General features: G+C 70.1%; 10 protein-coding genes and 1 pseudogene. 8 read left to right on the top strand and 3 right to left on the bottom strand.

Annotated elements, in window-relative coordinates; genetic code table 11:
- Together N4P33_RS08870 and N4P33_RS08875 are read right to left on the bottom strand one after the other, a co-directional pair.
- Positions 1-1,059, bottom strand: a pseudogene (locus N4P33_RS08870) (hypothetical protein); the annotation flags it as partial.
- Positions 1,060-1,069: 10 nt separating this feature from the next.
- Positions 1,070-2,059 (bottom strand): SMI1/KNR4 family protein, encoded by a 990-nt coding sequence (locus N4P33_RS08875; protein ID WP_260825761.1) that lies wholly within the window; start codon positions 2,057-2,059, stop codon positions 1,070-1,072.
- A 310-nt stretch (positions 2,060-2,369) separates the two neighbouring features.
- Between N4P33_RS08875 and N4P33_RS08880 the strand changes: the two genes are divergently transcribed.
- Entirely contained in the window at positions 2,370-2,921 is a 552-nt protein-coding gene (locus tag N4P33_RS08880) for a YwqJ-related putative deaminase (protein WP_399029091.1), read from the top strand.
- Between the two features lie 62 nt (positions 2,922-2,983).
- Positions 2,984-3,478 carry an SUKH-3 domain-containing protein gene (locus tag N4P33_RS08885; RefSeq protein ID WP_260825763.1) on the top strand — a complete coding sequence of 165 codons (495 nt, stop codon included), beginning with the start codon at positions 2,984-2,986 and terminating at the stop codon, positions 3,476-3,478.
- Between the two features lie 439 nt (positions 3,479-3,917).
- Here N4P33_RS08885 and N4P33_RS08890 read toward each other — a convergent pair whose 3' ends face one another.
- Entirely contained in the window at positions 3,918-5,240 is a 1,323-nt protein-coding gene (locus tag N4P33_RS08890; protein WP_260825764.1) for a sensor histidine kinase, read from the bottom strand.
- Between the two features lie 128 nt (positions 5,241-5,368).
- On the opposite strand from N4P33_RS08890, the gene N4P33_RS08895 reads away from it, so the two are divergent.
- The 6 genes from N4P33_RS08895 (at position 5,369) to N4P33_RS08920 (ending at position 11,068) form a co-directional block, all read left to right on the top strand.
- Positions 5,369-6,238 carry a hypothetical protein gene (locus N4P33_RS08895; RefSeq protein WP_260825765.1) on the top strand — a complete coding sequence of 290 codons (870 nt, stop codon included), beginning with the start codon at positions 5,369-5,371 and terminating at the stop codon, positions 6,236-6,238.
- A 212-nt stretch (positions 6,239-6,450) separates the two neighbouring features.
- The gene (gene glmU, locus N4P33_RS08900) at positions 6,451-7,899 is read left to right on the top strand and encodes a bifunctional UDP-N-acetylglucosamine diphosphorylase/glucosamine-1-phosphate N-acetyltransferase GlmU (RefSeq protein ID WP_260825766.1); all 1,449 of its coding nucleotides are present in this window, start codon (positions 6,451-6,453) and stop codon (positions 7,897-7,899) included.
- A 139-nt stretch (positions 7,900-8,038) separates the two neighbouring features.
- A complete protein-coding gene (locus N4P33_RS08905) occupies positions 8,039-9,019 on the top strand; it encodes a ribose-phosphate diphosphokinase (protein ID WP_260825767.1) in 981 nt (326 codons plus the stop codon).
- A 206-nt stretch (positions 9,020-9,225) separates the two neighbouring features.
- On the top strand, positions 9,226-9,822 hold the full coding sequence (locus N4P33_RS08910; protein ID WP_260825768.1) for a 50S ribosomal protein L25/general stress protein Ctc: 597 nt from the start codon (positions 9,226-9,228) through the stop codon (positions 9,820-9,822).
- A gap of 118 nt (positions 9,823-9,940) precedes the next feature.
- Entirely contained in the window at positions 9,941-10,537 is a 597-nt protein-coding gene (pth, locus tag N4P33_RS08915; protein ID WP_260825797.1) for an aminoacyl-tRNA hydrolase, read from the top strand.
- A 54-nt stretch (positions 10,538-10,591) separates the two neighbouring features.
- The gene (locus tag N4P33_RS08920) at positions 10,592-11,068 is read left to right on the top strand and encodes a hypothetical protein (RefSeq protein ID WP_260825769.1); all 477 of its coding nucleotides are present in this window, start codon (positions 10,592-10,594) and stop codon (positions 11,066-11,068) included.
- Positions 11,069-11,131 lie beyond the last annotated feature (63 nt).

Consider the following 11,131-nt stretch of genomic DNA (forward strand, 5'->3'; position numbering starts at 1 on the left):
GGGCGCCTGCCCCGGGTACCCGTACGACGCCCCACCCGGAGCGGGCGGCGGCGTGCCCGGAACAGCGGCGGCCCCCTGCCCCGGATACCCGTACGAGGCCCCGCCCTGCGAGGCCGACTGCGCACTCGGCGCACCGGGCGGAGGCGTACCCGGCGTTCCCTGCGCGCCGGGTTCCTGCACCGCCGGCGCGAGTGCCGTCGGCGGAAGCTGGCTGCCGCCCGACATCAGCGCCGTCGGAGCGTCCGCCGTGGCCGGGGGCGGCGGCGGAGTGTCGTCGCCCGACTCGCTCAACTGCGGCGCGAACACGGTGTCCGGCAGAGGTACGGAACGGTCCTCACCGGCATCGGCGTTGGTGTCCGTACCGGCCCAGGGCGTCGCCCCGGCGCCCGCCCGCACCTCCGCCGAGGAGTCGCCCTCCCCGGCAGCAGCGGGCCACGCGGCACCGCTCCCGGGAGCAGCGGCCGCCCCCTGCCCCGGCACACCGGCGCCGGCACCGAAGGCGTGCGAGCCCGAAGCGGCGGAACCCGTAGCCGCGCCCGAACCCGAACCCGAAGCCGAGGAGCCCGCCCCCGAAGCCGAACCGGAGGTTGAATCCGGGCCCGAAGCCGAATCCGAAGCCGCAGCCGAACCAGACCCAGCAGCCCCAGCCCCGGCACTCGCCCCCGACTCCCGCCGATCCGGAATCCCCAGCCGGTCCGCCGCCTCCTGCAACCACTCCGGAGGACTCAGCAGAAACGACGTCTGATTCAGATCCACCCGCGCCGGCGCGGGCGCCGCCTCCGGCTCCGGCGAGGCCTCCGGACGGCCGTACTCCTCCTCGTACCGGCGGATCACCTCGCCCACCGGCAGCGCGGGCCACAGCGTGGCCTCCCCGCTGTCCCGGGCGATCACCAGCCGCTGCGCGCCCCCGTCCGAACGCGGCCCGTCCGCACGGTCCTCCGCCCACACCACGAACCCGAGATCGAACTCCCGCACCCGCACCTCACGATGCTGGTACGACGGCACATCCCCGTTGATCCACTCTTCCGCGCGCTCCTGCGCCTGCGCGTACGTCACCATCGCTACGAGCTCACTCCCCCGCGGAAGAAACCGGGACGACCTGCGCGAAACCGCCGTCCACCATCAGATTCGCCACCGTCTCCAGCTCCGGCGGAGACCCCGCCAGCCGCGACAGGAACGCGTCGAAGTCGTCCCCGCACGGCAGCAGCAGCCGCTCCACCCGCTCGGCCGGCGGCCACGACGGATCCACGTCCCGCACATCGTCGTACGCGCAGAACCACACCGAACCGACCCGCTCGCCCCGCACCTTCACGGCCAGCAGCCCGCCCTGCACGAAGGAGACGCACAGATAGTCCTTGGTCAGATGGTCCCGCAGGCACTTGTTGACGTAGACGAGGTCATTGACCGCCGCCTCGTCCCGCACCGTGAAGAACGGCTGGTCGACCAGCAGCCCCAGCTCCGCGTCCAGCGCCGTGCCCACCGGAGCACAGCCGCCCGCCGCCTTCAGGAACGAGCGGTACGCACCCGGCAGCCGGTACCCCAGGTCCTCCTCGACCTGCTGCACCTGCGCCTCCGTCACCGCCACACCCGACTTCGGCAGCCCGAAATGCGCCGGACGCGTCTCCTGCAACGGCCGTGTGCCCCGCTTGTCCTGATCCACGTTCGCGGTCGCGACCCCGCCGTGATGCCGCAGCAGCGCCTTCACCTCGACCGGCACCAGCTCCAGCCGCCGCGTGCCCGCCACGTGATGCCACGTCCAGCCGTGCGGCGTCGCCACCGCCGGCACCGTGTCCCACAGCTCGTGCCCGCTCGCCGCCAGCGCCGCGTTCGCCGACACATAGTCCGTCAGCCGCAGCTCGTCGACGCCGAAGCCCTCCGGCGGATCCGCGATCTGCGCGGCCGCCCGCGCGTAGGGCGAGAAGTCGGGGTAACCACGCTCGTCCACCCGCACACCTCTCGGATGCCGGGCGGCCCGCACCGGATCCGGGAAATGCACGACCTGCCCGGCGTAGGCCGCGTTCGGCGGCGCGGCTTGTTGCCCGAGCCGACCTGTCGTCATGGCGGTTGCCCCCTGCGGCACTCTGATACGCCCCACCCCGGCCGCCCTCGGCCGGTCACGGACCGTATTCGACTGTCACGTCTGTTACGTCTGGTACGACTTCTCTCACCGCACGGATCGCGGTGCCCGACAGCCTATGCGGTACGCCGACACCGGTCACCGGCACCGGTCACCACCCCTCCGCTTCCGTGACCAGCCGTCACCCTGCGATGACAGCCCGCCCCGTCCCGGGCGTGTCGCCCCGCCCCAGCTTCCGCTTCAGCCACGGCATTTGGCACTCTGTGACCTCCGGGGGGATGCACGGGAGGGGATGACAGGCATGAACATGACGCAGGCAGGTGCCCAGACGGGGACCGCTACCGGCCAGTCCGGCGACCCCCGCACCGGTGACCCCCGCATCGGCTGGAGCGCCACCGGCGACGCCCCCGCCCCCACGCTGCGCCACCGCCGCGACGGCATCCTGCCCACCGTCGCCGCCGCCCTCTCCGTGCGCGGCGCCACCCTCACCGGCACCCCCGCCCGCGGCGACACGCCCCCCGCCCTGCACCCCCTCGTCCAGGACTTCCTCGACACCCTCACCAGCGGTCAGCGCGACCGCTTCACCGGCCGCTGCGCCGAGACCATCCTCATCTCCCGGCACATCACCGCCACCGACGCCGCACGCAGCAAACGCGCCGCACGCAAACCCATGACCAACGGCGAAGCACGCAAAGCGCTCAAACACGCCAAACTCACCACCCGCCGCATCCGCGAGGACGGCGACCCCCTGCACGGCGGCTTCGCCACCCCCTGCCGCGCCTGCACCGCCCTCAGCGCCCACTTCGGCGTCCGCATCGTCGACCCCGCCACCACCGACGACTGACACGAGCCACACCACCACCCCCGGCCCGGCCCCGACCCACGACCCCGACGAACCAAGGGCAGATGCACACCGACCGCACCTCCACCACCCGCTTCCCCGTACCCGTCGACGCCGCCCTGCGCGCCGCCGGCTGGCAGCCCGGACGCTGGGACATCAAGCAGGCCGAGATCTGGGCCGACGCCCTGCGCGACCACACCTCACCCGCCGGACACCGCCACACCGTCTTCCCCGCCGCCGTCGAGGCGTGGGCCGAATTCGGGGGGCTCCACATCCACCCCACCGGACCCGGCCGCCAGATCGCCCCCGCGACCCTCCACCTCGACCCCCTCCACGGCCTCCACACCGCCCGCACCCTCGGCGACCTCGGCCGCGCCCTCGACACCCAGGTCTGCCCCCTCGGCGCCGAGACCGACACGGAAGCCCTCCTCGCCATCGACACCGAAGGCCGCGTCTACGCCCTCGACCACACCGGCGACTGGTACCTGGGCCCCCACATCGACCAAGCCCTCACCACCCTCATCACCGGCACACCCCCCACCCGCCTCACGGCGAGCTGACTTCCGGGTCGGCCACTTCGGGCACCGACGGCCCGACCTACGGACGATCGGACCCGAACCGGGCTCGCAACGGCACAACCCGCCGGCCATCCGCACCTCGCCGGCTCAACTCGCCGGCCACCGACCCACGAGGGCCCAGCCCGCGAACCATCGGGACCGAACCGGGCTCGAGCCACGCCCCCCGGACACGCACCAGCACATCCGCCAACCATCCGGCCGCGCGCCGGCTCACCCCGCAGCCCACCGGACCCACGACGACTCGTCCGGCCACCACCGGACCCGCTCCAAACTGAACCTCGCCACCACCGAAACCGACGCCGCCTCGCCCCGCCCACCACCGGCCCCCACGCCGAGCCGGACCAGCCGACCCATCAGACCCACGCGAGCCGCACCCTCGCCCACCGGACCCGCGCCGAGCCCGGACCCGCCGGCCGCCGGCCTACGACGCCGGGATCACCGCCGACACACGGAAACCACCCGCATCCGTCGGGCCCGAGACGAACACCCCACCCAGCGCCGCCACCCGTTCCTTCATGCCGACCAGGCCATTCCCCCCGGACGGCAGGCCCGCCGACGACGCGGCCTGCGGCGGCGGCTCGTTCTCCACCTGCATCGCGATCTCCGACACCCGATGCGCCAGCCGCACATACGTCTTCGCCCCCGCCGCATGCTTGTGGACGTTCGTCAGCGCCTCCTGCACCACCCGGTACGCCGTCGACTCCACCACCGGCGCATACGACCGGCCCTCCCCCTCCACCGACAGATCCACGACCATCCCCGCAGCCGCCGACTGCCCGACCAGCTCCTCGATGTCCGACAGACACGGCCCCTCCGCCGCGCCCTCCTCCCCATCGGCCGCCCGCGAAGCAGCCGCCGCCGCGGCCACCCCCACCGCAGCCAACGGCGCCACCGGCACCCGCTCCCGCCGCTGCCCACCGGCCTCCGTACCGGCCCGCAACACCCCGAGCATCTCCCGCAGCTCCGTCAGCGCCTGCCGCCCCATGTCCCCCACCAGCGCGGCATTCTTCACCGCCTTCTCCGGATCCTTCCGCGCCACCGCCTGCAACGCCGCCGCATGCACCACCATCAGGGACACCCGGTGCGCGACCACGTCATGCATCTCCCGCGCGATCCGCGTCCGCTCCTCGTTCCGCGCCCACTCGGCCCGCTCCTCGGCCCGCTCGGCGAGCAACTGAAGCTCCCGCTCCAGCGAGTCCGCCCGCTCCCGCAAGCTCTCCATCAACCGGCGCCGCGCCCCCACGTACATCCCCAGCAGCACCGGCGGCGCGGTCACCCCCAGCGACGTCGCGATCGAGGCGAACCACACGAACCAGTCCCCGATGGTCAGCTCCCCGCGCGCCACGTCCTGCCGCAGCCGCACGAACGTCACGATCCACGTCCCCACCAGCGACATCCCCGCGAGCGAGGCGATAATCCGGCGCGGCATCTCCGACGCGGCGAGCGTGTAAAGACCCACCACGCCCATCAAAAACCCCATCTGGGCCGGCGTCACGGCGATGGTCACCAACACGACAGCGACCGGCCACTTCCGCCGCACCACCAGCACGGAACCGGCCAGCACCCCGAAAACGACTCCGACGGCGAGCGGGATCCCCGCGTCCCGCGCGAACGGGATCCCCTCCAGCCCACACTCCACGGCGGACACCACCGCGAGGCCCACATCCAGCACGGCACTGCGCCGCCGCGCCCACCACCACGGCCCTCCCCGGGCCGACACAAGCTCTTCCCCCGTCGCGGTCATACACCCAGCCTACGGTCGCGAGGCACCACATTTCCGGTGACTTTCGACAAGCGATACGACGCGATATCCCTCGAACTGGTGAACCGCACACCGTTCGACCCCGGAACCACCCATTCCGGCCAGACGGTATGCCTGTGACACATGCACCAGGCAAGTACGCCGACTTCGACACCCTCCGCGAACAGGCGGTAGCCCTGCGCCGAGCAGGCCTGAGCCGACGCCAGATCCGCGACCGCCTGCACGTCGACAACAACGACATCCTCAACCGCCTCCTGGAGGGCGAACCGCCCCCGGAATGGACCAAGCGCCCCAACGCAAAGGACGACCTGCGAGAAAGGGCGAGGGACCTACGCCTCCAGGGCTGGACCTACGACCAGATCCAGGTCGAGCTGGGCTGCTCCAAGAGCTCGATCTCCCTGTGGGTACGGGACCTACCGAAGCCGGAACGCAAGCGCACCCCCGAGGAGGCAGCGGCCATCTCCCGCAGAGGCTGGGAGCAGAAGCTGCGCATCCGCGACGAGGAGCGCCAGCGCACGAAGGAAGCGGCGAAGCAGGCGGTCGGCGACCTGTCATCCCGCGAACTGTTTCTGGCCGGAGTGGTTCTCTACTGGGCCGAGGGAGCCAAAGACAAAACTTACGGCAGGCAGCGCCGGGAGATCCTGCACTTCATCAACAGCGACCCGAACGTCATCCGCTTCTATCTCCGCTGGCTCGAATACTTGGGCGTGGAGCGCGAACGGATGCGGTTCCGCGTCAGCATCCACGAGTCAGCGGACGTGACCGCAGCCGAGGCCTTCTGGGCCGACCTGGCAGGCGTGGACGCTTCCACTTTCCAGCGAGCCACGCTCAAGAAGCACAACCCGCGGACGGTTCGCAAGAACGTCGGCGACTCCTATCGCGGCTGCTTGGTCATCTACGTCACGAGGAGCGCCGAGTTGTACCGTCGCATGGAGGGCGCCTGGTACGGCATAGTGTTGGGAGCCCACTCGGCCCCCTAACCGAATGTCCGGTTTAGCCGAGTTTCATCCCCCATGGTGTAATCGGGCAGCACTGAGGGTTTTGGTCCCTTAAGTTCAGGTTCAAATCCTGATGGGGGAGCTGCGACGCGTGGCCCCGGCAGCCTTGCCCGGGGCCACGCTCATATTCACCCCCCTTCACCCCGGTATCCTGCGGATGTCCACCCCACCCCCTTACAGCCGAAGGGCATCCCGTGAGCGCCATTCGCCCGGCAGCCGTCGTCGTTCTCGCAGCGGGTGAGGGCACCCGTATGAAGTCGGCCACACCCAAGGTCCTGCATGAGATCTGTGGCCGTTCCCTGGTGGGACATGTGCTCGCCGCCGCCGGCGAGCTCCAGCCGGAGCATCTCGTCGTCGTCGTGGGCCACGCCCGCGAGAAGGTGACCGCTCATCTCGCCGAGATCGCGCCCGATGTCCGCACCGCCGTGCAGGCGCAGCAGAACGGGACCGGTCACGCCGTACGCATGGGGCTCGAGGAGCTGGGCGGCGCGGTCGACGGGACCGTCGTGGTCGTCTGCGGCGACACCCCGCTGCTGACCGGTGAGACCCTGCGGCAGCTCGCCGAGACGCACTCCGCGGACGGCAACGCCGTGACCGTGCTGACCGCCGAGGTGCCGGATGCGACCGGTTACGGCCGGATCGTGCGGGACGAGAACACGGGCGCCGTGACCGCGATCGTGGAGCACAAGGACGCGACCGACGTGCAGCGGTCGATCCGTGAGATCAACTCCGGGGTCTTCGCGTTCGACGGCGCACTGCTCGCCGACGCCCTCAAGAAGGTGCGGACGGACAATTCGCAGGGCGAGGAGTACCTCACCGACGTGCTGGGGATCCTGCGCGAGGCGGGTCACCGGGTGGGTGCGGCGCTGGCGGCGGACCACCGGGAGATCGCCGGTATCAACAACCGTGTGCAGCTGGCGGAGGCGCGGCGGATTCTCAACGACCGGCTGCTGACCGAGGCGATGCTGTCCGGGGTGACGGTCGTCGACCCGGCCACGACGTTCGTCGATGTCACCGTGACCTTCGAGCAGGACGTGATCGTCCACCCGGGCACGCAGCTGCTCGGCGCCACGCATCTCGCCGAGGGCTGTGAGGTGGGCCCGAATTCCCGCCTGACGGACACCCGGGTCGGTGCGAACGCCCGTGTCGACAACACCGTCTCGATCGGTGCCGAGGTCGGCCCCGAGGCGTCCGTCGGCCCGTTCGCGTATCTCCGTCCGGGGACGCGTCTGGGCGCCAAGGGCAAGATCGGTACGTACGTCGAGACGAAGAACGCCTCGATCGGCGAGGGCACCAAGATCCCGCACCTCTCCTACGTGGGTGACGCGACGATCGGTGAGTACAGCAACATCGGTGCGGCGAGTGTGTTCGTGAATTACGACGGTCAGGACAAGCACCACACGACGGTCGGGTCGCATTGCCGTACGGGTTCGGACAACATGTTTGTGGCTCCTGTCACCATCGGGGACGGCGCGTACACGGCTGCCGGCTCGGTGATCACGAAGGATGTGCCGCCCGGTTCGCTGGCCGTGGCCCGTGGTCAGCAGCGGAATATCGAGGGTTGGGTGGCTCGTAAGCGTCCGGGGAGTGCCGCCGCGAAGGCTGCGGAGGCGGCTTCCCGGGGGTCGGCCGAGGAGGGCTGACCGGAAACGGGTGCCTGGAACACGGCGTACCGTGATAAGTGCACATCCGCACCCCCACCAGCTGAGATGGCCTCTCGCGAGTCGGCTGAGAGGTTTTTCGGACACGCCCAGCTGTGACGACCTCTGAGGAGAAAGTGCTGTGACCGGGATCAAGACGACCGGCGAGAAGAAGATGATGTTCTTCTCCGGCCGCGCCCACCCCGAGCTTGCCGAGGAGGTCGCCCAGCAGCTGGGTGTCGGGGTTGTCCCGACGAAGGCCTTCGACTTCGCCAATGGCGAGATCTATGTGCGGTATCAGGAGTCGGCTCGTGGTGCCGACTGTTTCCTGATCCAGAGCCACACGGCGCCGATCAACAAGTGGATCATGGAGCAGTTGATCATGATCGACGCGTTGAAGCGTGCGTCGGCCAGGTCCATCACGGTCATCGTGCCGTTCTACGGTTACGCGCGGCAGGACAAGAAGCACCGGGGTCGTGAACCCATTTCGGCGCGTCTGATCGCGGATCTGATGCGGACGGCGGGTGCGGACCGGCTGCTGACGGTGGATCTGCACACGGATCAGATCCAGGGCTTCTTCGACGGTCCCGTGGACCACCTGTTCGCGCTGCCGCTGCTGGCGGACTATGTGGGGGCGAAGGTGGACCGGGAGAAGCTGACGGTGGTGTCGCCGGACGCGGGTCGTGTGCGGGTGGCGGACCGCTGGTGCGACCGTCTGGGTGCGCCGCTGGCGATCGTGCACAAGCGGCGGGACAAGGACGTGGCGAACCAGGTCACCGTGCACGAGGTGGTCGGTGAGGTGAAGGGCCGCGTGTGTGTCCTGGTGGACGACATGATCGACACCGGTGGCACGATCTGCGCGGCGGCCGACGCCCTGTTCACGCACGGTGCGGAGGACGTGATCGTGACGGCGACGCACGGTGTGCTGTCGGGTCCGGCGGCGGACCGGCTGAAGAACTCCCGGGTGAGTGAGTTCGTGTTCACGAACACGCTGCCGACGCCGGGTGAGCTGAGCGACGATCTGGACAAGATCAAGGTGCTGTCGATCGCGCCGACGATCGCGAGTGCGGTGCGTGAGGTGTTCGAGGACGGTTCGGTGACGAGCCTGTTCGACGAGCAGTAAGGGTTCTGCAGCCGGGCCCTCCAGGGTTTCCGGTGATCGTTTTGGGTACGGCCTCCCCCTCCGAGTAGACTGCTGCAGTTGCTCGGCGAGGGAGGCCGTACCGCGTTCTGAAGGCGGTGTACGGCGGTCCGTAATCGACGCGCTCTTCGTAGCAGGCCGTTCGTGGCCGGGTGACCACGTCCGTTTCTGACTTCGAGGAGTTGAGCATGTCCGAGGTGAAGATCTCCGCCGAGACGCGCACCGAGTTCGGCAAGGGTGCCGCGCGTCGTATCCGTCGTGACAACAAGGTTCCGGGTGTGCTGTACGGGCACGGTTCGGACCCGCTGCACCTGACGTTCCCCGGCCACGAGCTGCTGCTGGCGCTGCGTACGCCGAACGTGCTGATCGCGCTGGACATCGACGGCAAGTCGAACGAGCTGGCGATCCCGAAGGCCGTGCAGCGTGACCCGCTGAAGGGTTTCCTGGAGCACGTGGACCTGCAGCTGGTGAAGCGCGGCGAGAAGGTCCAGGTGGACATCCCGGTGGTGACCGAGGGTGAGCTGGCCCCGGGTGCCTACCTGCTGGAGCACGTCCTGGACGCGCTGCCGGTCGAGGCCGAGGCCACGCACATCCCGGAGAACGTGACCGTCTCCATCGAGGGCCTGGCGGCCGGTGACTCGGTCCAGGCCAAGGACATCACGCTGCCGCAGGGCACCAAGCTGACGGTCGACGGTGAGACCGTGGTGCTGCAGATCCTGGCCGCGCAGGCCGAGGAGGCGCCGGAGGGCGCCGAGGAAGAGGGCGAAGAGGCCGCCGAGGCCTGAGCCTTCGTGTAGGCGCGAGTCGTCAGTTTCGTCGGCCGCTGTTCCCGTACGGGGCAGCGGCCGACGTGTATGAAGGCGCGTAGGTGACGCGTATGAAGGGAACGTAGACGTGACGACCGTGACGACGGATGCGGCGGCTCCGTGGCTGATCGTGGGGCTGGGCAATCCGGGGCCCGAGTACGCGGGGAACCGGCACAACGTGGGCTTCATGGTGGCGGATCTGCTGGCGGAGCGGGTCGGCGGCCGGTTCAAGCGGGCGGGTAAGGCGCAGGCGCAGGTGGTGGAGGGCCGGATCGGTCCGCCGGGGCCGGGGAGCCGTCGGGTGGTGCTGGCGAAGCCGATGTCGTACATGAATCTGTCGGGTGGGCCGGTGAACGCGCTGCGGGAGTTCTACAAGGTGCCCACGGCTCATGTGGTGGCGATTCATGACGAGTTGGACATCGATTACGGGACGCTGCGGCTGAAGCTGGGCGGTGGGGACAACGGTCACAACGGGCTGAAGTCGATGACGAAGGCGTTCGGGCCGGGCTATCACCGGGTGCGGTTCGGGATCGGGCGTCCGCCGGGGCGGATGCCGGTGGCGGACTTCGTGCTGAAGGACTTCTCGTCGGCGGAGCGCAAGGAGCTGGACTATTTCGTGGACCGGGCGGCGGACGCGGTGGAGTGTCTGGTGATCGACGGTCTGGAGCGGGCGCAAGGTACGTACAACTCCTGACTTGTCCCCCGGGCGAGTTGACCGAGCGCACAGGTATGGCCAAGGATCGCGGCCATGCCTTCTCCGGTCGTCTCTTCTGCGGTGCTCTCTTTCGGACGGGTCGCGGCGATGGGCACGGTGACCGTGCTGCTTCTGATCGCCGGGGTGTGGGCGTCCTGGGGCACGGCGCAGCACGTGATGCTGACCAAGGGGCGTGAGCGGGGCGCGGTCGAGGTGACCCGGTGCGGCTCGGGGACGTGCTCGGGCCCGTACACGCCGGTGTCGGCGGGGTCGCAGCCGCGGGAGCGGGTCGTGCTGGAGGACTCGGTGGCCGTCGCGGAGGGGGAGACGTACGCGGTGGTGCTCAAGCCGGGCGGCACGCACGCGGTGCGGTCGGGGCCGGGCGGGGTGCTGTACGCGTGGGTGCCGATGGGCGGTGCGCTGCTGCTGGCGTCGGTGGTGGTGGCGGGCGGACTGCGCAGGACGCGGGCGGCGTGGGTGCTGGCCGGGTCGGGTGTGGCGCTGCTGACGGCGGCGTTCGTGGCGGTCTGAGGCATTTCATGGTGATGCCCCCGCGCTCGGTGCGGAGCGCGGGGGCATCGTCATATCCGGGAC

Origin of the sequence: Streptomyces sp. 15-116A (genome assembly GCF_025290915.1) — a bacterium.
Classification (GTDB): domain Bacteria; phylum Actinomycetota; class Actinomycetes; order Streptomycetales; family Streptomycetaceae; genus Streptomyces.